At 63.7% G+C, this 20769-nt stretch carries 20 protein-coding genes and 1 pseudogene; 9 read left to right on the forward strand and 12 right to left on the reverse strand.

Translation table 11 applies throughout. The features are described 5' to 3' along the window. Together Q0139_RS13900 and dnaK are read right to left on the reverse strand one after the other, a co-directional pair. A partial coding sequence (locus Q0139_RS13900; protein WP_298023278.1) for a hypothetical protein occupies window positions 1–315 on the reverse strand: 315 nt, incomplete at its 3' end. Window positions 316–351: 36 nt separating this feature from the next. Next, window positions 352–1776 (reverse strand): annotated as a pseudogene (gene dnaK / locus Q0139_RS13905) (molecular chaperone DnaK); the annotation flags it as partial. Window positions 1777–1945: 169 nt separating this feature from the next. Here dnaK and Q0139_RS13910 point away from each other — a divergent pair. From Q0139_RS13910 to Q0139_RS13930, 5 genes are all read left to right on the forward strand, one after another. Next, complete coding sequence (locus Q0139_RS13910) at window positions 1946–2419, forward strand: copper chaperone PCu(A)C (protein WP_298023281.1); 474 nt, start codon at window positions 1946–1948, stop codon at window positions 2417–2419. A 53-nt stretch (window positions 2420–2472) separates the two neighbouring features. Then, window positions 2473–3432: a hypothetical protein gene (locus Q0139_RS13915; protein ID WP_298023284.1), complete on the forward strand. Its 960-nt coding sequence runs from the start codon at window positions 2473–2475 to the stop codon at window positions 3430–3432. Window positions 3433–3553: 121 nt separating this feature from the next. Next, window positions 3554–4018, forward strand: a complete 465-nt coding sequence (locus tag Q0139_RS13920; protein ID WP_298023287.1) for a vgr related protein — start codon at window positions 3554–3556, stop codon at window positions 4016–4018. 102 nt (window positions 4019–4120) lie between these two features. Beyond that, entirely contained in the window at window positions 4121–5278 is a 1158-nt protein-coding gene (locus Q0139_RS13925) for an indoleamine 2,3-dioxygenase (protein WP_298023292.1), read from the forward strand. A 227-nt stretch (window positions 5279–5505) separates the two neighbouring features. Further along, entirely contained in the window at window positions 5506–6507 is a 1002-nt protein-coding gene (locus Q0139_RS13930; RefSeq protein WP_298023295.1) for a hypothetical protein, read from the forward strand. A gap of 80 nt (window positions 6508–6587) precedes the next feature. Here the strand turns inward: Q0139_RS13930 and grpE are convergent, their stop codons facing one another. The 3 genes from grpE to Q0139_RS13945 all read right to left on the reverse strand — a co-directional run bounded on the left by grpE (window position 6588) and on the right by Q0139_RS13945 (window position 9288). Beyond that, window positions 6588–7181 carry a nucleotide exchange factor GrpE gene (gene grpE, locus Q0139_RS13935; protein ID WP_298023297.1) on the reverse strand — a complete coding sequence of 198 codons (594 nt, stop codon included), beginning with the start codon at window positions 7179–7181 and terminating at the stop codon, window positions 6588–6590. A gap of 10 nt (window positions 7182–7191) precedes the next feature. Beyond that, window positions 7192–8235, reverse strand: a complete 1044-nt coding sequence (gene hrcA / locus Q0139_RS13940) for a heat-inducible transcriptional repressor HrcA (protein ID WP_298023300.1) — start codon at window positions 8233–8235, stop codon at window positions 7192–7194. Window positions 8236–8496: 261 nt separating this feature from the next. After that, a complete protein-coding gene (locus tag Q0139_RS13945) occupies window positions 8497–9288 on the reverse strand; it encodes a TorF family putative porin (protein WP_298023303.1) in 792 nt (263 codons plus the stop codon). On the opposite strand from Q0139_RS13945, the gene Q0139_RS13950 reads away from it, so the two are divergent. Both Q0139_RS13950 and Q0139_RS13955 read left to right on the forward strand, forming a co-directional pair. Beyond that, on the forward strand, window positions 9287–9496 hold the full coding sequence (locus Q0139_RS13950) for a hypothetical protein (RefSeq protein WP_298023306.1): 210 nt from the start codon (window positions 9287–9289) through the stop codon (window positions 9494–9496). The two genes, Q0139_RS13945 and Q0139_RS13950, sit on opposite strands and share 2 nt — an antisense overlap. Window positions 9497–9579: 83 nt before the next feature. Beyond that, window positions 9580–9927: a hypothetical protein gene (locus Q0139_RS13955; RefSeq protein ID WP_298023309.1), complete on the forward strand. Its 348-nt coding sequence runs from the start codon at window positions 9580–9582 to the stop codon at window positions 9925–9927. Here the strand turns inward: Q0139_RS13955 and Q0139_RS13960 are convergent. The 5 genes from Q0139_RS13960 to Q0139_RS13980 are packed head-to-tail and all read right to left on the reverse strand — an operon-like array spanning window position 9924 to window position 16389. Continuing rightward, window positions 9924–11258 (reverse strand): mechanosensitive ion channel domain-containing protein, encoded by a 1335-nt coding sequence (locus Q0139_RS13960; protein ID WP_298023312.1) that lies wholly within the window; start codon window positions 11256–11258, stop codon window positions 9924–9926. The genes Q0139_RS13955 and Q0139_RS13960 overlap by 4 nt on opposite strands. Next, window positions 11246–12451, reverse strand: coding sequence for a cystathionine beta-lyase (metC, locus tag Q0139_RS13965; protein WP_298023315.1), 1206 nt, complete (start codon window positions 12449–12451; stop codon window positions 11246–11248). Before metC ends, Q0139_RS13960 begins: the two co-directional genes overlap by 13 nt. Then, window positions 12448–13293, reverse strand: coding sequence for a 3-mercaptopyruvate sulfurtransferase (gene sseA / locus Q0139_RS13970; RefSeq protein ID WP_298023318.1), 846 nt, complete (start codon window positions 13291–13293; stop codon window positions 12448–12450). The genes metC and sseA overlap by 4 nt, the downstream gene beginning before the upstream one ends. Window positions 13294–13351: 58 nt before the next feature. After that, a complete protein-coding gene (locus Q0139_RS13975; RefSeq protein WP_298023321.1) occupies window positions 13352–14890 on the reverse strand; it encodes a cryptochrome/photolyase family protein in 1539 nt (512 codons plus the stop codon). A gap of 32 nt (window positions 14891–14922) precedes the next feature. After that, window positions 14923–16389, reverse strand: coding sequence for a hypothetical protein (locus tag Q0139_RS13980; protein ID WP_298023324.1), 1467 nt, complete (start codon window positions 16387–16389; stop codon window positions 14923–14925). Between the two features lie 121 nt (window positions 16390–16510). On the opposite strand from Q0139_RS13980, the gene queF reads away from it, so the two are divergent. Both queF and Q0139_RS13990 read left to right on the forward strand, forming a co-directional pair. Then, window positions 16511–16957 (forward strand): preQ(1) synthase, encoded by a 447-nt coding sequence (gene queF, locus Q0139_RS13985; protein ID WP_298023327.1) that lies wholly within the window; start codon window positions 16511–16513, stop codon window positions 16955–16957. Window positions 16958–17033: 76 nt separating this feature from the next. Continuing rightward, window positions 17034–17447 (forward strand): thioesterase family protein, encoded by a 414-nt coding sequence (locus Q0139_RS13990; RefSeq protein ID WP_298023330.1) that lies wholly within the window; start codon window positions 17034–17036, stop codon window positions 17445–17447. Here Q0139_RS13990 and Q0139_RS13995 read toward each other — a convergent pair. Next, the gene (locus Q0139_RS13995; RefSeq protein WP_298023333.1) at window positions 17444–19033 is read right to left on the reverse strand and encodes a helicase HerA-like domain-containing protein; all 1590 of its coding nucleotides are present in this window, start codon (window positions 19031–19033) and stop codon (window positions 17444–17446) included. The two genes, Q0139_RS13990 and Q0139_RS13995, sit on opposite strands and share 4 nt — an antisense overlap. Window positions 19034–19120: 87 nt before the next feature. Further along, window positions 19121–20683, reverse strand: a complete 1563-nt coding sequence (locus Q0139_RS14000; RefSeq protein WP_298023627.1) for a Do family serine endopeptidase — start codon at window positions 20681–20683, stop codon at window positions 19121–19123. Window positions 20684–20769: the final 86 nt, after the last annotated feature.

The raw sequence follows: 20769 nt of genomic DNA on the forward strand, positions 1-20769 counted from the left end.
CACTTCCTCATTGGCCGCTGTGAGCAGTGCCAGCGCGCGCGCGGCATCTGCCGCCACCTCGTCGAAGAACGCATCCGCCGCAGCGGCGTCGAGGCGCTGATAGTCGCGCTTCTTGGTGGGCGGCCCCACCCGCATCAGCACGCTGGCATCGAGCCCAACCCGGTGATGGCGATCCCCGCGGTGTCCGCTCATCAAGCGACCGCATCGATCGAAGCACCAGTGGGTGTGTTGATCGCGGCTGGTCAGGTGGAGTGTGTGCGCCGTGAGCGACACCTCGAGCTCGTTGTCCTCTCCACCCGGTGCCGCAGACTTCATCGTTTGACCTCAAGACTTGCGCTTGCCGAAGAGCTTGGCGTCGAGGCTGAACTCGACCTCGATCTGCGGCGTGCCGCGGGGGGCCGGAGGGATGCCCTCCAGGTCGAACTGCCCGAGCAGCCGGTTGTCCGACGCCATCTCGCGCTCGCCCTGGCTGACCTTGATGGTCACGCTGGGCTGGTTGTCCGCGGCGGTCGAGAAGACCTCCTTCTTGCTGGTCGGGATGGTCGTGTTCTTCTCGATGAGCTTGGTCATCACGCCGCCGAGAGTCTCGACGCCGAGGCTCAGCGGGGTCACGTCGAGCAGCAGCACGTCCTTGACGTCGCCCTGCAGCACGCCGGCCTGGATCGCGGCGCCCATGGCGACGACCTCATCGGGATTGACGCCGACATGCGGCTCCTTGCCGAAAAAGTCCTGCACGACGCTGCGCACCTTGGGCATGCGGGTCATGCCGCCGACCATGATGACTTCGTCGATTCCGCCCTTGTCGACGCCGGCATCTTCCAGCGCCTTCTTGCACGGCTCGAGCGTGCGCTTGATCAGGTCGCCGACCAGCTTTTCGAGGTCCGAGCGGCTGATCGTCTTGACCAGATGCTTCGGGCCGTTCTGATCGGCCGTGATGAAGGGCAGGTTGACCTCGGTCGACTGGGCGCTGGAAAGCTCGATCTTCGCCTTTTCGGCGGCTTCCTTCAGCCGCTGAAGGGCGAGTTTGTCGCCGCGCAGGTCGATGCCCTCGGCCTTCTTGAACTCGTCGGCCAGGAATTCGACGATCTTGCTGTCGAAGTCCTCACCGCCGAGGAACGTGTCGCCATTGGTCGACTTCACCTCGAACACGCCGTCGCCGATCTCGAGGATCGAGATGTCGAACGTGCCGCCGCCAAGGTCGTAAACGGCGATCGTTTTGCCGTCGTTCTTCTCGAGCCCATAAGCGAGCGCGGCCGCGGTCGGCTCGTTAATGATGCGCAGGACTTCGAGGCCGGCGATCTTGCCGGCGTCCTTGGTCGCCTGACGCTGGGCATCGTTGAAATAGGCCGGAACGGTGATCACCGCCTGCTCGACCGTCTCGCCGAGATAGCTTTCGGCGGTTTCCTTCATCTTCTGCAGGATGAAGGCGCTGATCTGCGACGGGCTGTACTTCTCGCCCTTCGCCTCGACCCAGGCGTCGCCATTGTCGGCCTTGACGATGTCATAGGGGACGAGCTCCATGTCCTTCTTGGTCATGGGATCGTCGAAGCGGCGGCCGATCAGGCGCTTCACCGCGAAGATCGTATTGTCCGGGTTGGTGACGGCCTGGCGCTTGGCCGGCTGGCCGATCAGGCGCTCGCCATCCTTGGTGAAGGCGACCATCGACGCGGTCGTCCGCGCGCCTTCCGAATTTTCGATCACCTTCGGTTTGCCGCCTTCCATGACGGCGACGCACGAGTTGGTCGTGCCAAGGTCGATTCCGATAACTTTTGCCATGTCTTCTTACCTCTTGAATTTCCCCAATAGTGGCGGAGCCGGAGACTCCCCTTGTTAGAAGCGAAAGCCGCCGGCGCGGCGTTATGCTTGGCGATATAGGTGGGGTTTTCCTTGCTGCAAGAACCCGGGCCCCCTAAGGCGTGCGCGCTGTTCAGATATGGGATTTTTCATGCGATTTCCGGCCATTTTCTCCGCCCTTCTCGTCCTCGCGGCTTGCTCGCCCGGCGGCGACGACGCGCCGGCCGATCCGGTCGAGAATGCCTGGGTCCGCCTGCCCGCCGTCGACGGCCGGCCGGCGGCGGCCTATTTCGATCTCAATGGCGGCGAGGCTGGCGACACGCTGCTGGCGATCGACAGCCCGCGCGTCGAGACGATCGAGCTGCACGAGACGATGGAGATGGAGGGCGGCATGGACGGCGCGATGCGGATGCAGCCGGTCATGTCCGTCGAAATCCCGGCAGACGAAACCGTCTCCTTCGCGCCGGGCGGTCTGCACGCGATGCTGTTCGACATCGACGACGACGTCACGCCGGGTACGCCGCTGACGCTCAATTTCCGCTTCGACAGCGGCCGCGACATCCAGGTCGAAGCGGTCACGATCGGCGTCGGCGACGAACCGCCTTTCAGCGACGAAAATAACTAGCCTTCGCCTGTGATTGAGATCACAGGACTTTGTGCCGCGTTCATCGCTCCGACATGCGAAAGCTGCTGTTGGAGCGATCGGTCGCGACGCCGCCGGTTCTCACCGGCCGGCTTTTGGAGAAGGGGGATTTTTTCGACATGATTCACGTCCGCGTTGTTCTTGCCGCCATGACGGCAACCGCACTGGCCGTTCCGGCCGCAGCCCAGGATTACAGCCTCGACCCGGCCTACGGCACGGTCGACCTGGAGGTGGGCTTCCTGCCCGACCCGCACCGCGTCGACCTGCAGTCGGGCGGCACCATCGATGCCGGCGAAGCGATCGGCGGCGAGTGCATCGGCTTTATCGCCGACGCGCCCGATTTCCGGTTGAATTATACGGCAGGTGATTTGCCGCTGTTTATCCGATCGCAGTCCGAAGAGGATACGACACTCGTGGTCAACGGACCGGATGGCAACTGGTCCTGCAACGATGACGGCCCCGCCGGCCTCGATCCCGAAGTCGTCTTTACGAGCCCGGCAAGCGGCCAGTACGACATCTGGGTCGGCACCTTTGGCGAACCGGCCAATTACGCAGCGCAGTTGCAGATTTCGGAGATTCCGTCCGCAGGCGCCGTGCTCGATATCGGCGCCGATCCGACCTATGAGACGGTCGACCTCGCGGCCGGCTTCCTACCCGATCCCTATGTGGTCGAACTCGATTCCGGTGGCCCGATCGATGCGGCGACAGAGATCGGCGGCGATTGCACCGGCTATATCTTCGGTGCCCCGGATGTACGGCTGAACTACGATTCGAGCGGCGGACCCCTGTCCATTGCGGCCTTCTCCGAAACCGATACCACACTCGTCGTGAACGATCCCGGCGGCAACTGGGTCTGCGCCGACGATACCGGCGAAAGCCTCGATCCCGCGGTCTGGTTCGACAGCGCGCCAAGCGGCCAGTACGACATCTGGGTCGGCACCTATGGCGAACCGGAAATCGCGCCTGCCCGGCTCGAGATTTCCGAACTCGAATAGACCGGCTTCCGTCGCTTCGCGCCGGTATCCCCGCGAGGGCGGGGGTACCGGCGCGCCATTATCAGCCGTCTTGGGGATCCGGAGATTCCCGTGACGCGGAAATTCAGGCTAAGGCGTCCAGATGGCGCATCTTTCCCGCCCCCTCACGAACGGCGAACGCAACCTCGCCGCGAGCATCTTCGGTAACGCGATCGACTATGAGCGCGTGAAGCTGCACCGGAAGAAGTGGTTTCCTTTCCAGCCGGTCAAGACGCTGATGGCGCCGACGGGCGGTATCTGGTTTCACCCCAAAGGCCCCTTCTGGCGCGAGGATTTTGCCGACGCCCCGCTTCGCCTTCAGGGCCTGTTCCTGCACGAGATGACGCACGTCTGGCAGTGGCAGCAGGGCATCTTCCTTCCCATCCGCCGCCACGCCTTCTGCCGCTACGACTACGCCCTGAAACCGGGCCAGCCGCTGGTGAAATACGGGATCGAGCAGCAAGCGGAGATCGTGCGGCACACGTTCCTTTTGCGGGAGGGAAAGGCGCTGGCGGGGGCGCCGGGGCTCGCGAGCTATGAGGCCATTCTGCCGTTCAGGCCGTCCTGACGCTACGGCATGGGGACGGCAGCGCTTGCACAAGGCGCAATCCATTGCTAGCGGCGGTGCATCACCGGGCGGCCCAACCCGCGCCCGGACCAAGAGACATCGATGGAGCTTTCAACCTACGGCATGTCGCGGGAACGCGGCTATCTTTCCGACTTCGAGATCGACGAAATCTTCCTTCCCGACGACTTTCTGGAGATCGAGGGCGCGGCGGAGGAACTGTCCGGCCTGATCACCACCGGCCGCGTCCGTCACTGGCTGGACGACCTGCCCACGCCCGATATCGAAACCTTCCTTGCCGAGGCGAGCGATGCCGAGATTCGCGCCGCGATGGTGCGCTATTCCTTTCTCGTTCAGGCCTATGTCTGGGGCGAAGAGAACGCGCCGGCCGCCCTCCCCGCCAATCTCGCGGTGCCGATGGTCGCAATCGCGGATCGGCTGGGCCAGGCGCCGCTGCTCCCCTATTCCGGCTATGTGCTCGACAACTGGTACCGGCTCGACAAGGCCGAAGGCATCACGCTCGACAATATCGCGATGCTGCAAAATTTCCTCGGCGGGATGGACGAGAACTGGTTCGTCCTCGTCCATGTCGCGATCGAGGCGGAGGCCGGCCGGGGGCTGGAGATCGCGACCGAGCTCGTCGCCGCGTCGAACGACGGCGATGCGGCGCAGGTCGAAGCGCTGCTGACCGAGATGAACACGGTGTGGGACCGGATCAACGCGCATTTCGATCGCATGCCCGAACGCTGCGATCCCTATATCTATTTCCAGCGCGTGCGGCCTTATATCCATGGCTGGAAGAACAACCCGGCAACGCCCGACGGCATCGTCTATGAAGGCGTCGAGAAGTTCGGCGGCAAACCGCAGGCCTTTCGCGGCCAAACGGGGTCGCAGTCGAGCATCGTCCCGGCGATGGACGCGCTTTTCAACGTCAGCCACGAAAATGACCCGCTGCGCGAATATCTCGACGAGCTGCACGAATACCGGCCTGTCCCGCATCGCCGCTTCATCGAAGATTTGGCCGCAGCCAGCGAACTGCGCGTCTTCGCGGCGGGATCGCATTCGGGCGTCAAGGATGCGTTCAACGCGTGCGTCGAGCAGGTCGCGCGCTTTCGTACGCGGCATCTGGAGTACGCCGCGAGTTACATCAACAAGCAGGCGCAGGGCGCCACGGGCAACGATACCGATGTCGGCACCGGCGGCACGCCGTTCATGAAGTATCTGAAAAAGCATCGCGACGAGAACCGCGCCCAGCGGGTTTAGGGCATTGTCGTCGTCGTAAATCCGCCGTCATTGCGAGCGGAGCGAAGCAATCCAGAGCCAAGCAGGTCGCCACCTTCTGCTCTGGATTGCCGCGTCGCCTTCGTCTCCTCGCAATGACGATGCGGCGTAGTCCGAGATGTGGAACATGGCTGGTGTAGTTGCGGCTCCGGTTGCTCCGCCGCAGGGGTCGGTCTAGACTCCTCCGACAGGGATGATCGGGGGATCAAATGGCACGGTTGCTTTCTGCTTTGCTGACGGGGCTCTTCGCGGCGATGCTGCTGATTCCGGCGATGGCGCATGGCCAGCGCCCGCCGCCGCCCGACCTGCCGGACCTGCCGGCAACGCCACAGATGAGCCAGACCGGCTATCCCGAATGCCGGGAGGATTGGCGGCGCTACGGCGAGCCGTATGAACAGGCAGCCGAAACCAATCGCTGCACCGCTGCGCTCGATCGCTACCATGCGCAGGTGTTGATGCCGTTCACGCAGCAGCTGATCGCGCATCAGAACGCGATCCGCGGCATTTACGAAGAGCAGGTGCAGAACGATTTCCGGTATACGCAGGAGCAGGCGGACGGTTTCTACGCCCGCGTGACGGCGGAACATGAAGCCTCGAACCTCGATGGTGCGCACGCCGCGCTCTATCGCGAGATGCTGGCGCGCTACGAAGGCGACCGCGCCTATCAGCAAGCCGTATTCTGCCGGATGACCGACTGCCGCGACGCCAGCCTGCTCGCAGCGCTGCCTGCCGACTTGGATGCCGGGGGCGGTGGTGGGAATGGCGAACGCTCGGCCCGGCGCCGGGACGGCGGCGATGGCGATCAGTGCGGCACCGAGCGCGCCGGCGGCGGATTGCTGGGCGGGATATTGGGCGGCGTGATCGGCAGCCGCACCGGGCTCGGCAGTGTCGCAGGCTCGCTGATCGGTGCTGCGAGCGGAACGCTGCTCGCGCAGATTGCCTGCAACCTGACCGAAGAGGAACAGGAACTCGCCGCAGAAGCGACGGTGGAAGTGACCGAACAGGAGGAAGTCGGCGCCCGCTCCGAATGGACGAGCCCGACGCGCGAAGGTGTCAGCGGATCGTCCGAGGTGACGGCGATGAATTCGCAGCCCAACGGCACGCGCTGCCTGACGATTACCGACATCGCGATCATCGACGGCGAAGAAATCAGCCTTGAAAAGGAAATGTGCCGAGCACCGGGAGAGAGCCGCTACACGCTGAACGCTTGATGTGTCAGACTCGACCTGACGGTCGAGCGCCGCACCGGCGCTTTGGCGTAGCCAAAGTCTGACAATCAAAAACGAAAATCCTATTCCGGCTTCTTCGCCACCCCGACCAGCGCCGGCCGTAGCAGCCGGTCCCTGATCACATAGCCTCGCTGCATCACCTGCACGATCGTGCCCGGTTCGGCGTCGGCACTCGGGATTTCGACCATGGCCTGGTGGATGTTGGGGTCGAGTTCGCCCTCCGTTTCCACCGCTTCGATGCCATGCTTGCGAAAGACCGTCTCGATCTCCTTGCCCGTCGCCTCGAGTCCCGCAACAAGGCCTTTCCACTTCTCGTCCTCGCGCAGTTCGCTCGGGATCGCGGCAAGCGCGCGTTCCAGATTGTCGGCAACCGACAGGATATCGCGCGCGAAATTGGTCGCCGCGTAATCGGAGGCCTTTTGCCGCTCTTGCTCCAGCCGCCGGCGCGTATTCTGTTCCTCGGCGCGCGCATAGAGTACGTCCTGCTTCGCCTTTTCGAGCTCTTCCTCGAGTTCCGCGATCCGGTCATGCTCTGCCAGTTCGGGTGCCTCGTCCGCGGTTTCCTCGCGCAGGCTCTCGGGCACGCCTTCCAGCTCCGCCTTCGCCTCGTCGGACAAATTTTCGTTCGTTCGATCTTCGGTCTTTTCGCCGTTCATTTTCGTTCCGTCAGGTCATGAGTTTCGACAACGTCTGTGCCGTGAAGTCCACCATGGGCACGACCCGCGCATAGTTCAAGCGTGTCGGCCCGATCACGCCGACCACGCCGACCACCTGCCCCTCGGCATCGTGATAGGGCGAGGCGATGACCGAGGAGCCGGAAAGCGAGAAGAGCTTGGTTTCCGATCCGATGAAGATCTTCATCGCCTGCGCCTCGCGTGCGCTGTCGAGAAGCCGTGAAATCTCTTCCTTGCCTTCGAGTTCGTCGAGAAGCTGGCGGACACGATCGAGATCGGCGCTGGCGCTGTCGTCGAGCAGGTTCGCCTGGCCGCGCACGATCAGCACGGGCCGCTCCGCGCCGTCCTTCGACCATGTCGCAAGCCCGCGCGAAATGAGGTCGCGCGCCGCATCGTCGAGCGCGGCCTTGCCGCGGCCGATCTCCTGTTCCAGCCGCTCCTTCGCCTGTTCGAGCGTCAGCCCGGCAAGCCGGCTGCTGACATAATTCGCCGCCTCGGTGAGCGTCGAGGACGGGACGGGGCTGGGAAGATCGACGACGCGGTTTTCGACGCTGCCGTCCGACCCCACGAGCACCGCCAGCGCCTGCCCGTCCGACAGCGGCACGAAGCCGAACTGGCTAAGCACCGGCTCGCGCTTCGGCACCAGAACGATCCCGGCGCAGGACGAAAGGCCCGACAATGCCGCCGTCGTCTGCGCCAGCGCCTCCTCGACCGGGCCTTCTTCGCCGACTTGCGCTTCGATCGCGCGCCGCTCGGCCATCGACAAGCGGCTTGCCTGCATCATCCCGTCGACGAACAGCCGCAGCCCGGTCTCGGTCGGAATCCGGCCGGCGCTGGTGTGCGGCGCCGCCAGCAGGCCATATTCCTCCAGATCCTGCATCACGTTGCGGATCGAGGCAGGCGAGAGGCTCAGCCCGGCCTCGCGTGCGATCGTGCGCGAGCCGATGGGCGTGCCATGCTCCAGAAAACCTTCGACCACGCTGCGAAACACCGCCCGCGCCCGGTCCGATAGTTCATGTACGCTCGATTGCACCATGACCGATATGTAGAAACTGTGCGTGCCGTGCGCCAGTCGGGTGTTCGGAGGTTTGTTTGTCAGAATTTTCCTGGCGGAAAATCGCCGCACCAGCCCGCACCCCCACCCGGCCTCCCATCCAGGATACACTCAGTGGGAGGCCGGGTGGGGGTGCGGGCTGGTGCGGCGCTCGACCGTAAGGTCGAGTCTGACAGAATCACGTCCAAACAAAAAGCCGAAGAGGGTCGCCCCTCCCCGGCCTTTTTACTCCCACGCTAGAATTCAGAACGAGATACCGAGCGTTCCGACGATCGTCGCATCGAGGCCCGGTACGTCCGGCGCGTTGGTATCGACATAGGCGACACCGAGCGTCATCGGGCCCACGGCAACATCGATACCGATCAGCCAGTCGAGATAATCGTCATCGGTATCCGCCGACAGGCTGCCGTTCGTGTAGCCGAGATGGCCGTTGATGGTGATCGGGGTGTTCGGAATGCCGACGCCGACATCTCCGTAGAGATACAGGTTGTCGTCATCGCCGATCGCGCTTTGATCCGGCGCATAGGCGATGCCCGTGGTCAGTTCTGCCGGCCCGATCGTGTACGACAGCGAGGCATAAGGCTCGATATAGTCGGTATCGAAGTCGGTGAAGCCGGTGAAGGTGCCTTGCGAGCTGGCGCAATTTTGCGTCAGCGGATCGCACGGCGTGAACACCGGCGTCCGGTTCCGGGCGTTCGGATAGATGTAATAGAGCACCCCGACGTCAAGTCCGACGCCCGACGAAATCTCACCGGACCAACCGACATAAATATCGATTTCCGTGTGGCCGAAATTGCCGGCTTTGTAGATTTCGGGCTGGACAAGGCCCGGCCGCGCGAAGAGCAGGATTTCGTCGTCATCCTCTTCGAGCGACGAGCCCCAGATGCCGGCATAGAAGCCGCTTTCATGCTCCAGATCGAGGCCGCCCTGAATGGCGATGTCCTCATCGGAGAACGATACGCCGCGGAACCGGTAATCGGTCGTCACCGCAGCATTTCCCGAAACCGAAAAGCCACCCCCGATCTCAGCTGCCATGGCCGGCGTCGATATGGCCGTCGTCGCCGCAAGGGCGAGGGTCAAAAACTTTACGCGCATGGTAGATCCTTTTTCGTTAAACCTTGTTCTTGCGTTCGTACCTGCGCCTGCACTCGGCCTCATTTTGTTGCGAGCCGATTTTGCATTGCATCATTTAATTGCCGAAACTCGCATCTGCACACAAGGCCATTTCCCACAAAAGCAATGAAAAACGGCTTCTGTTGCTGCATTGCAACAAATGCATTTCCGTTTAGCGCAATTTTAGGGGCTTGTCTGGCAAGGATATATCCCATGACCGCCTTTCAACCTCTTCCTGCCGCCAGCGATGTCGGCGCACCGGGCGCAACCGAGCAGGTGACCCAGCTCGCGGCGATTTTGGCGCTGGTTGAGGAAATGGCCGGCCGGCCCAATGTGGCGGCGGCACCATTGTCCGATGAACGGCGTGTCCGGGACGCGTTGGCCCGGGTTCCCGATATCGCCCGCTACCGCTTCGACATGCTGATCGCCGAAGGTGCCGCGATGGCCAGCCACAACGTCCGGCCGCTTCTCGATCGCAACGCCAATCCGGCCGCCGCAGCCTGCCTGGCCGATGAATTGCGTCATGTGCTTGCTCGCGCGGCGGCGGTTATCGGGCTCTAGGCAGTGTCCGGCTTCGGCCCGGGCGGTTCCGATTTTGTGTCGCGAAGCGCCTCGGGCTTGCCTTCGGGCCATTCCTTGACGTGAAGATCGCGCTGCGGGAACGGAATCTCGATGTCGTGTTCCTGAAATTTGTCCCAGACCCTCATCAACACATCGGCCCTCATATTGCCGACGCCGCCTTCGGGATCCTTGATCCAGACCCTGATATCGAAAACCACTGCGGAGTCGCCGAATTCCTTCAACCACACGACCGGTTTCGGGCTGCTCAACACGCGCGGCGATTCTTCCGCTGCCTGACGCATCAGTGCCTGCGCAAGCTTGATATCGCAGCGATAGGATACGCCAACCTCGACATGCACGCGCACATCGCGGCTGGAATAGGACCAGTTGACGACCTCCTCGGTCATCAGGATTTCGTTCGGGATCAAATGCTCCTTGCCGTCACGTGTAATGATCGAGACGGCACGCACGCCGATCTTGTTGACCCAGCCAAAACTCTCGCCGACTTCGATGACATCGCCCGGCTTGATCGACCGGTCCATCAGCAGGATCACGCCCGCGATCAGGTTGCCGACCGTCTTCTGCATGCCGAAACCGACGGCGAGACCCAGCGCGCCGCCGAAAAAGGCGAGCGCGGTGAGATCGATGCCGAGGATATCGATGCCGATGAAGAAGGCGCCGACCATGATGGCGATCGTCAGCAACTTGTCGATCAGCAGCTTCTGCGCGGGATCGAGTCCGCTCGCACGGTTGACCGAATGCGAAATGACACGGTGGATGATCCGAACGATCGCGAAGAGCGCAACGCCGGTAATCGCGATCGTCAACAGCGTCAGCAGCGAGATCCGCGTATCGCCGACATCGACGCCGATCCGATCGAAGATGAAGGTCACCCGTTCGAGCCCGCCGACCGAATTGATCAGGATGAGCGCGAAGGTGAAAAAGCCGAGTCCGAATGCGGTCCAGCGCGCAAAATTGACGGCGCGGAATATGTGCCAGACCAGATAGCCCGCGCTGACGCCCCAGCCGAATCCCAATATGAGATCGGTATAGGTCCACCATTCGAGCGCGAAAAAGGCCGTCGCCAGAAACAGCGCGACGACGATATGGTAGACGATCCGCACCATGCGCGGGCCAAGACCTTCGGCACGCTCCCCGGCAACCCGCTCCCATGCGCCCGAAAGATGCGTGCCGGCGAGGCGGCTCAACAGCCAGCCCAGCCCCATGGCAATGGCGAGGAATGCGATGCCGATGGCGACCGCCAGCAGGTTCAGCTGGTCGGCCGGGATCACCATCCCCCAACTTGCAAGAAGCGTGATTATCTCCTGCATGCCGCCTTCTCGTATCTTTCGAGCCCAGCGGCAAGATCGGCGATCAGGTCCCCTGTGTCTTCAAGGCCGATGTTGAGGCGGATCAGCGGTCCCCTGCCCTCCCAAGCGGTCGCACTGCGCGCGGTGCGCGGATCGACCGGAAGGGCGAGGCTTTCATAGCCGCCCCAGCTGTAGCCGAGGCCGTAAAGCCGCAGTTCGTCGATCAGCGCGGCAATCGCTGCGTCGTCGCCGCCCGGCGTGAGTTCGATGGAGAACAGCCCGGCCGAACCCGTAAAATCGCGCTTCCAGATCTCATGGCCGGGACAGTCTTCGAAGGCGGGATGGAGCACGCGGACGACCTGCGGCTGGTCCTTGAGCCAGTGCGCGATCTCAAGCGCGCTCCTTTCGTGACGCTCCAGCCGCACCCCCATCGTGCGAAGCCCGCGCAGCGCCAGATAGGCATCGTCGGGCGAGATCGTCTGGCCGAGCTGCTGCGCCGTGGAGCGGAGCCGTTTCCAATATTTGGGCGTCGCGCTGACCGTTCCGAGCATGACGTCGCTATGGCCGACGATATATTTGGTGCCTGCGAGGATCGTGATGTCGCAACCCTTTTCGATCCCCTTGAAGAAGTGCGAGGCAGCCCAGGTATTGTCGAGCAGCGTGACAACGCCACGCTCGTTCGCCGCCGCGCAGATCGCCGGCACATCCTGCACCTCGAAGGTCAGGCTGCCAGGGCTTTCGAGCATGATCGCCTTCGTTCGGTCGCAAATCAGCTCGGCGATGCCGCTGCCGATCATCGGATCGAAATAGCGCGTCTCGACACCCATTCGCTTCAGGAAGGCATCGGCATAGCTGCGCGTCGGATCGTAGCTGTTGTCGGTGACGAGCAGCACGTCGCCCGGCTTCAGCACCGCCAGCAGCGCGCAGGCGATGGCGGCGACTCCGCTCGGAAACAACATCGTCCCTGCCGCACCCGGCTCAAGCTCGGTCAGCGCTTCGGCGAGCGCCCATTGCGTCGGCATACCGCGCCGGCCGTAAAAGAAGGTGCCGTCCTCGTTCGACCCCTTGGCGCCCTTCAGCTCGGCATAGCTGTCGTAGAGAACCGTCGAGGCGCGCCAGACCGGCGGATTGACCGCCGGCCCCGTCAACGACTTGCGGCGGCCGCCGGTGACGAACCGCGTATCGGGTCGATCGTCGCCCGAACCCTCGCTCACGCGGCGCCGGTCGCCTTTTCGGTGTCGCTATGCGCGCCCCATTCGGACCAGCTGCCGTCGTAGAGCGCGACATCGTCCTTGCCGAGCAGCTTAGCACCGAAATAAAGCACCGCCGCCGTCATGCCGCTGTTGCAGCTGGTGACGAGCGGCTTGTCGAGATCGACACCCGCATCGGTGAAAGCGACGCGCAGCTCATCGCCCTGCTTCCACGTGCCGTCGGCGTTGAACAGCTTCTCATAGGGCAGGTTCTTCGATCCCGGGATATGGCCGGCGGTGACATTCGGCCGTGGATCGTCGACCTTTGCTTCGAACCGGTCGGCATCGCGCGCATCGACGATTTCGGTGTCGCCCGACGCCGAAATGTCCTTCATCTGCGGAAGCGTGCGGACAGCGCCGTCGTCATGGAAGACGGTGAAGTGACGATGGCGGACCTGCTGCTTGCCCTGTTCGACGGGGCGGCCTTCGGACTTCCACTTGGCGAGACCGCCATCGAGCACGGCGACATTGTGCGCGCCGAACACTTCCTTGGTCATGAACCATGCGCGTGCAGCGCTGTGCAGCGGCGAATTGTCATAGAAGACGATGCGGCTGCCGTCGCCGATGCCGAGCGACTGCATGCGGCTGGCGAAGCGCTCGGCCGGCGGCAGCATCATCGGCAGATCGGAGCCGGTATCGCGGACGTCGTCGAGATCCATGAACACCGCGCCCGGGATATGCTCGAAACCATATTCGGCTTTCGCGTCGCGACCGTGATCAGGCAGGAAATAGGTGGCGTCGACCACATAGAGATCGCTGGCGTCCAATTCTCCGGCGAGCCATTCGGTCGAAACGAGCATTTCCATGGATTCGGTCTTTCCTGTCAGGTTTTTCTTTGACCAGTCCTTAGCCATGGCCATGGCGCTAGTCGAGGCTTTCGAGGAAAGCCCGCGCGCTGTTGCGGATCGCGATCTTGTCGCCCTTCTCCATCCGCTCCCAGCTCTTGTAAGGCATGGCGAGCCGCCGATTGCTGCTGAGCTTGTCCTCGTTGCGGGCGAGAAAATCCCAGTAGAGCGCGTTGAAGGGGCAGGCATCCTCTCCGGTCCGCTGCTTCACATCGTAACGGCATGAGCGGCAATAATCGGACATTGTGTTGATGTAGTTGCCGCTCGCGACATAGGGTTTCGAGCCGAGCAGTCCGCCATCGCCGAACTGGCTCATGCCGAGCGTGTTGGGCAGTTCGACCCATTCATACGCGTCCACATAGACCTCCAGATACCAGATATGGACCTGGTGCGGGTCGACCCCGGCGAGCAGCGCGAAGGTGCCCGTGATCATCAGCCGCTGGATGTGATGGGCATAAGCCCGGTCGAGCGTCTGGCCGATCGCTGCGGAAAGGCAGTGCATGCCGGTGTCGCCGCTATAGTAGAAATTCGGCAGGTCCCGTTTCGCCTCGAGGAAATTGCGTTGCGCGTAATCGGGCCCTTCGCGCCAATAGATGCCGCGGACATATTCGCGCCAGCCGATGATCTGCCGGATGAAGCCCTCGACGCAGTTGAGCGGCGCGTCGCCGTTTCGATATTTCTTCTCCGCCTCGCGACACAGGTCGATCGGGTCGAGCAACCCCGCATTGATATAGGGCGAGAGCAACGAGTGGTAAAGAAACGGCTCGCCGGTCAGCATGGCGTCCTGGAAATCGCCGAAGCGCGGCAGGCATTCGTCGAGGAAATGCCGCCGCGCGCGCATCGCCTCGTCGTGCGTCACGGCGAACTGGAAATGGTCGAGGCTGCCGGGGTGATCGGCGAAGCGCTCGGCGACGAGATCGATCACATCCTGCGTGATCTCATCGGGCCGAAACGCGATCGGCTTGGGCATCAGCAGGTCGCGCTCGGCCGGCTTGCGGTTTTCCTTGTCGTAATTCCACTTGCCGCCTTCGGGATCGCCGCCGTTCATCAGCAAGCCCGTCTTGCGGCGCATCTCGCGGTAGAAATATTCCATCGTGAGGCTCTTGCGGCCCTCGGCCCAGCCCTCGAAATCTTCATGGCTGCAAAGGAAGCGCGTATCGGGACGAATTTCGACCGGGATGCCGAATTTCTCCTCCCAGTCCTGCAGCATCGCCGCGACGCGCCATTCGCCGGCTTCGGTAACGCGGATCGCGGAGGCGCCATGCCGTTCGACCGCGCGCTGCACTTCGCCCGAGAAACTTCCGGCGTTGTCGGGATTGTCGAGCGTCACATAGTCGACCGTCCAGCCGCGTGATCGCATATCCTCGGCATGGTGCCGCATGGCGGAGAAGAGGAAGGCGATCTTCGACTTGTGGTGGCGGACATAGGTCGCCTCATCCTCGACCTCCATCATCAGCAGCACGGCATCGGCGGGATCGACGCCGTCCAGCGAGGAAATGTCGCGGGTCAGCTGGTCGCCCAATATGGGGACGAGGATCGGTCCGGATTTTCCGCTCATGCGCGTTCAACGCACGGATGGAGATCCGGGTTTCAGGCGGCCTCGTCGTGCAGCACGTTCTGCGCCAGCGGGCGGCAGCCGATCGGGGCAAAGCGCCCTTGCTTACCGTCGAGCCAGAACGGCGCCATCCGCTCGGTCGGCGGGTCGTTTTCGCGACCGATCAGCATGGCGAGGTGCACTTCGTGCATCTTCCCGACGCCATCGCGATATTTCGGCAGCAGGTCGACGACCGGCACCAGCATCGCCTTGCCGTCGGACTGCATCGGCTGGAAACCGTTGGGCGCGAGCCTTACTTCACCGCGATGTTCGAGCCGCGTGCGTGCCGCCAGCTTCTTCTGTTCGAAGGCGCGTAGCGGCTGTTCCGGCCGCGTTTTCGCGGCGGCGGCATCGGCGCTGCGGATGAAGATGTCGATCGCGATGTCGGTCAGGTCCTCGTTGCTGACATTCTCGATGATCACGCGATAGACGATGCTGAGACCGTCATCGGCCATCCGCGCCTCGAGCGGCTGGAAATCCATATGGACGCGAACCTGACGAGAGTCGTTCGGATCGATGGGCGGCGGCGCCTGGGGCCGTGGAGCCGTTCCCGAAATGCGCGTCGACACGAAGGGCGAGGCGGCAGCGGGGAGCGGCTCGCGCGGCGCCGGCGCGGGTGCGGGCTGCTGCGCTGGTTGCGGAGGCAGATTCACGACGGGTGCGACCGACAGGTCCGGCTCGGGCATCGGCTGGTCATCGGGTTCCGGCGCAACGTCCGGTTCCTCTGCCGTTGCCGCTTCACGCTCCGCTTCGGGCGCGTCCTGACGCTTCGACGGCGAAGGAACCTCGAACAACGGTTCCGGCTCCACGATAGCGGCACCGGCGGCCGCCCTGCGGCGGCGCAGGAGAACGAAACCGGCAAACGCCGCCAGGGCACCCGCCACGATCAGCCACCACCAGGCGAAGTCGCCGCTGTCCTCGGGCGAGGTCGTGACGGCCGGCGTCTCGCTGTCGGTCGCGGGCGCGCCCTCATATTCGGGATCGTCGAACAGTTCCTCGTCGGAGACCTCGGGCAGTTCGGCGCCCGGTTCCGGCTCGATCATCGGCGCCGGGCGGCGCAACTCGTCCGGGATCACGCCGCGCTGGTTCGGGGCAACCGGGGCAGCGCCCGGCGCTTGGCGCTGCGGCAGTTGCTGCGTCCGGTTCGACGGCGCCTGGCCAGGCTGTGTCGGTGCAACGCGGGGGATTTGAACCTGCGGCGTCGGCTCCGTTCGCGACGGTGTCTGCGTTTCGCCCTGTCCGCCGGGCCGGATGACGCGCGGCGCCTGGCTGTCCGGGCCGCTCGGCCCCTGCGCTTCGGGTTCGGGCGGCGGCCGGTCGACGGGATTGCCGGGCGGCAGGCTGTAGGTGCGCGACGGCGACGGTGGCGGCGGCGCGGGCTGCGTATCTTGCGCAGCAAGCGGGGCGGCGGGCAGCAGGGCCGCCATGGCGATGACCGGAAGAAACGCGAAACCGCGTGTCACGTGCGAAAACCCCAAATGATTGCAGGCGCCTGTTTGGCCTTTGGTCCATCCGAAGCCATGAATGCGCCCTGACTCACGCGCTCCATATGACATTTCGGTGGCAAACGGCTAGGGGCAGCGCATGGAAACACGTCATCTTGGCAAGGACAGTGGCCTTCCCGCCTCACCCGAGGAGGCAGTACTCGACTATGTCCCGAACCCGCGTGCGGGCGAGCTTTACTGCGTGCGCTTCGCCGCGCCCGAATTCACCTCGCTCTGTCCCGTCACGGGCCAGCCCGATTTCGCGCATCTCGTCATCGATTATGCGCCCGGCGAAACCATCGTCGAGAGCAAGTCGCTCAAGCTCTTTCTCGGCGCATTCCGCAACCATGCCGCCTTTCACGAGGATTGCACCGTCGGCATCGGCAAGAGGTTGTTCGACGAGATGCAGCCGCAATGGCTGCGCATCGGCGGCTATTGGTATCCGCGCGGCGGCATTCCGATCGACGTGTTCTGGCAGTCCGGTGAGCCGCCGCAAGGGCTCTGGCTGCCCGATCAGGGCGTCGCACCCTATCGTGGACGAGGCTAGCGCCGTTGCACCGCATTCACTTTACTGACATCTTTGTAAACTATATAGCGGCGCAAGGTCGCAAGAGTATGTTTCAATGAGCCGTCAGTACGATCACCCCATTGCCGTCGAATCGGACGATATCGATTTCATGGGCCATGTGAACAATGCCAATTATCTCAACTGGGTGCAGGACGCCGTTCTCTCCCATTGGCAGAAGATTGCGCCGCCTGCCGCGGTCGCCCAGAATCTCTGGGTCGCGCTGAAGCACGAGATCACCTATCGCAAGCCGGCCTTCCTCGAGGACAATCTGATCGCGACCTCGATCGCCGAACGCGTCCAGGGCGCGAGCGCGTTCTTCGAAACCGTGATCAAGCGCGGCGAGGAAGTGATCGCCGAGGTCAAGTCGCGCTGGTGCTGTATCGATGCCGAGACGCAGCGGCCCAAATATATCGGCAAAGATATCGCCGCGCTGTTCGTCGGCGCGCAGCAGAGCGCCGAAAAGGCCTAGCGCAGCAGCCCGCCCAATATTCCGCGCAGGAACCCGCCTGCCCCGGGCACGCCGATCTTCTTCGCCAACTCTCCCGTCAGCACCCCTCCGGCCGCCGAAACGGCTGTCCGTGTCGGATTGGCGCGGCTGGTGCGGCCCGTCAGTTCACGACCGAACTTGGCGCCGGCCGAATTCATCCCGGCACGAGTTGCGGCATCGCGCATCCTCTCGACCAGTCCCTTGGATTTGCGCGGCTGCCTGCGCACCTCCTCCTCGCCCTTCTCCTCGACCTCCTTGGCAGTTTCCGCCGCGTCGAGGGCCTTTTGCTCCAGCACCTCGGCCGCCGATTCACGGTCGATGCGCTCGGCATAGCGGTCGCCGATCGGCGACGCCGCGATGATTGCGGCGCGCTCGCCAGTCGAGATCGGGCCGAGCCGCGAATAGGGCGGGCGGATCAGCGTGCGCTGGACCGGCGAGGGTGCGCCATCCTCCATCAGCGTCGAGACCAGCGCCTCACCCACCTTCAACTCGGTAATCGCCTGCTCGACATCGAGATCAGGGTTGATCCGGAACGTCTCGGCCGCCGCCTTGATCGCGCGCTTGTCGCGCGGCGTGAAGGCGCGCAGCGCGTGCTGGACACGGTTGCCGAGCTGCCCTGCCACCTCTTCGGGAATGTCGACCGGGTTCTGGGTGATGAAATAGACGCCGATGCCCTTCGAGCGGATGAGCCGCACGACCTGCTCGATCTTGTCCTGCAGCGCATCGGGCGCGTCGTCAAACAGCAGATGCGCCTCGTCGAAGAAGAAGACGAGCTTGGGCTTGTCCGGATCTCCGACCTCGGGAAGCGCCTCGAACAGCTCGCTCATCAGCCAGAGCAGAAACGTTCCATAGAGCTTCGGGCTCTGCATCAGTTTGTCGGCCATCAGCACGTTGCAAAAGCCGCGCCCCTGGTCATCGGTCCTGAAGAAATCGTCGATCTCGAGCGCCGGCTCACCGAAAAACTCGGCCGCCCCCTGCCCTTCGAACTGCAGCAGCTTGCGCTGGATCGCCCCGACGCTGGCCTTCGATACGTTGCCATATTTCATGGTCAGCTCGCTCGCATGTTCGGCGACCGCGACCATCATCGCCCGCAGGTCCTCGAGATCGAGCAACAGCAGGCCTTCGTCATCGGCATAGCGAAACGCGATTTCGAGCACGCCCTGCTGCGCATCGCTCAGATCCATCAAGCGCCCGAGCAGCAGCGGCCCCATCTCGCTGATCATCGTACGGATCGGGTGGCCCTTCTCACCATAGAGATCCCAGAAGATCGTCGGGCTGTCGGCATAGACATAGGGATCGAGACCGATTTCCTCGGCCCGCTCGACCAGCTTGTCGTGATGTTTGAAGCTGTCCGATCCGGGCATGGCGAGGCCGGACAAATCGCCCTTCACGTCCGCCACGAAGACCGGCACGCCGGCATTGGAAAAGCTCTCGCACAAGCCCTGCACGGTCACCGTTTTGCCGGTGCCCGTGGCGCCGGCGATCAACCCATGCCGGTTGGCGCGCGAAAGATTGAGCGTCTGCCGCTCGCCGCCGCCCAGCCCCAGAAAAATGCCCTCGCCGTCCATCGTCGCTCCCCGATTTGATCGGGGCGAACGATAGACGGCGCGGCCTGCGATGCAAGCGCCCGCGCAGCAGCGGGCACACGCTCTTCGTTATTCGATTTCGACGCCGATAAAGCCCGGTGCCGCGTTGCCGCGTTGCCGCAGGACGAGCACGGTCGGACGGCCCGCACGGCGCGCCTCGTCAATCACGCGAACCGCGTCGGACGGCTGTTCGACGGCGGTGCGGTTGATCGAAAGGATGATGTCGCCGCGACGGAAGCCCTTCTGCGCGGCATCGCTCGACGGATCGACCTGGTTGACAACCAGCCCGCGAACGCCGCTGCCAATGCCGAGCTGGCGGGCAATCTGCGGCGTCAGCGTCTGCAGGCCGAGGCCGATGGATTCGAGCGTGTTCGCTTCCATCTCATTGGTCGGCTCGTCCTTTTCGGGATCGCGCAGCTCGTCCTCCTGCTGCTCCGCACCTTGCTGGATACGCTGCGCAAGTTCCTGCTCGGTCGGGCGCTCGCCCATGACGGCAGTGACTTCGATGCGGCGGCCGTCGCGAATCAGCGTGATCGGCACGCGGTCGCCGACGGGCAGGTTGGCAACGATATAGGACAGGGTCTGGTCCGGCGTGACATCGCGGCCATTCACTGCAACGATGACGTCGCCCTGGCGGATGCCCGCCTCGGCGGCGGCTTCGCCGGGCTCGACACGCGCGACGATCTCGCCGCGATTGTGCGGCAGGCCGAGCGCATCGGCTTCATCGTCGCCAAGCGGCTGGATCGAGACACCGAGATAGCCGCGGCGCACCCGCTCACCGCGCATCAGCGTGCGGATGATCGGCTCGGCCTCCGAAGCGGGAATCGCGAAACCGATGCCGACATTGCCGCCGGTTGGCGAGAAGATCGACGAGTTGATGCCGACCACATTGCCCTGCAGATCGAACATCGGACCGCCGGAATTGCCCTGGTTGATCGAGGCGTCGGTCTGAATATAGCGGTCATAGGCGCCGAGCTGCCCGATCGAGCGCTGCAGCGCCGAAACGATACCCGCCGTCACCGTGCCGCCAAGCCCGAACGGGTTGCCGATCGCGATCACCCAGTCGCCGACGCGCAGCGAATCGGAATCGCCGAACTGGACATGGGGGAGGTCGTCGCCGTCGATCTTGAGTACGGCGAGGTCGGATGCCGGATCGCGACCGACAATGCGCGCTTCATATTCGGTCCGGTCGGACAGTGTCACCGTGATCGAATCGACGGGATCGGGACCCGGCCCTCCATTGGGGCCGCGCGAGGAAATGACGTGGTTGTTGGTGACAATGAAGCCATCATCGGAAATGATAAAGCCAGAGCCGAGCGAAGTGGCTTCGCGCGTGATCGGTTCGTTGCTGCCGCCGCCGCGCTGGCCGAAGCGCCGGAACATGTCCTCGAACGGGCTGCCCTGGAACGGATTGGCGCCGCGGTTGATCTCGATCGTCTGCGTCGTCGAGATGTTGACGACGGCAGGCGCGAGGCGCTCGGTCAGGTCGGCGAAGCTGCCGGGCGTGCTCGTGCGCGGCATGGCCGCGGGGGCGTTTTGCGGCGTCTGCGCGCCAACCGGTTGCTGGACGGCCAGCGTCGCGGCCGCGCCGCCGGCGAGAAGAATGCCCGTAATTGCATAGGAGTAACGCACTGCCACCAGTCTCCTTTGGTTTTTTTCGTGTCTACGACATTTGTCGGCTTGCTGGGCATTTACGGCTTAACGCCAATTGAACGTGA

This window comes from uncultured Parasphingopyxis sp., assembly GCF_937129435.1.
In the GTDB taxonomy this organism is placed as follows: Bacteria; Pseudomonadota; Alphaproteobacteria; order Sphingomonadales; family Sphingomonadaceae; genus Parasphingopyxis.

Bases quoted from the DNA above. Each gene is read 5' to 3' on its own strand.
- Q0139_RS13990 (WP_298023330.1), top strand. From the start codon at position 17,034: ATGAGCCGTCAGTACGATCACCCCATTGCCGTCGAATCGGACGATATC.
- Q0139_RS13995 (WP_298023333.1), bottom strand. From the start codon at position 19,033: ATGGACGGCGAGGGCATTTTTCTGGGGCTGGGCGGCGGCGAGCGGCAG.
- Q0139_RS13960 (WP_298023312.1), bottom strand. From the start codon at position 11,258: ATGCAGGAGATAATCACGCTTCTTGCAAGTTGGGGGATGGTGATCCCG.
- Q0139_RS13930 (WP_298023295.1), top strand. From the start codon at position 5,506: ATGGCACGGTTGCTTTCTGCTTTGCTGACGGGGCTCTTCGCGGCGATG.
- queF (WP_298023327.1), top strand. From the start codon at position 16,511: ATGGAAACACGTCATCTTGGCAAGGACAGTGGCCTTCCCGCCTCACCC.
- hrcA (WP_298023300.1), bottom strand. From the start codon at position 8,235: ATGGTGCAATCGAGCGTACATGAACTATCGGACCGGGCGCGGGCGGTG.
- sseA (WP_298023318.1), bottom strand. From the start codon at position 13,293: ATGGAAATGCTCGTTTCGACCGAATGGCTCGCCGGAGAATTGGACGCC.
- Q0139_RS13950 (WP_298023306.1), top strand. From the start codon at position 9,287: ATGGCCGGCGTCGATATGGCCGTCGTCGCCGCAAGGGCGAGGGTCAAA.
- Q0139_RS13925 (WP_298023292.1), top strand. From the start codon at position 4,121: ATGGAGCTTTCAACCTACGGCATGTCGCGGGAACGCGGCTATCTTTCC.
- Q0139_RS13915 (WP_298023284.1), top strand. From the start codon at position 2,473: ATGCGAAAGCTGCTGTTGGAGCGATCGGTCGCGACGCCGCCGGTTCTC.
- Q0139_RS13920 (WP_298023287.1), top strand. From the start codon at position 3,554: ATGGCGCATCTTTCCCGCCCCCTCACGAACGGCGAACGCAACCTCGCC.
- Q0139_RS13955 (WP_298023309.1), top strand. From the start codon at position 9,580: ATGACCGCCTTTCAACCTCTTCCTGCCGCCAGCGATGTCGGCGCACCG.
- Q0139_RS13975 (WP_298023321.1), bottom strand. From the start codon at position 14,890: ATGAGCGGAAAATCCGGACCGATCCTCGTCCCCATATTGGGCGACCAG.
- Q0139_RS13945 (WP_298023303.1), bottom strand. From the start codon at position 9,288: ATGGCAGCTGAGATCGGGGGTGGCTTTTCGGTTTCGGGAAATGCTGCG.
- Q0139_RS13910 (WP_298023281.1), top strand. From the start codon at position 1,946: ATGCGATTTCCGGCCATTTTCTCCGCCCTTCTCGTCCTCGCGGCTTGC.
- grpE (WP_298023297.1), bottom strand. From the start codon at position 7,181: ATGAACGGCGAAAAGACCGAAGATCGAACGAACGAAAATTTGTCCGAC.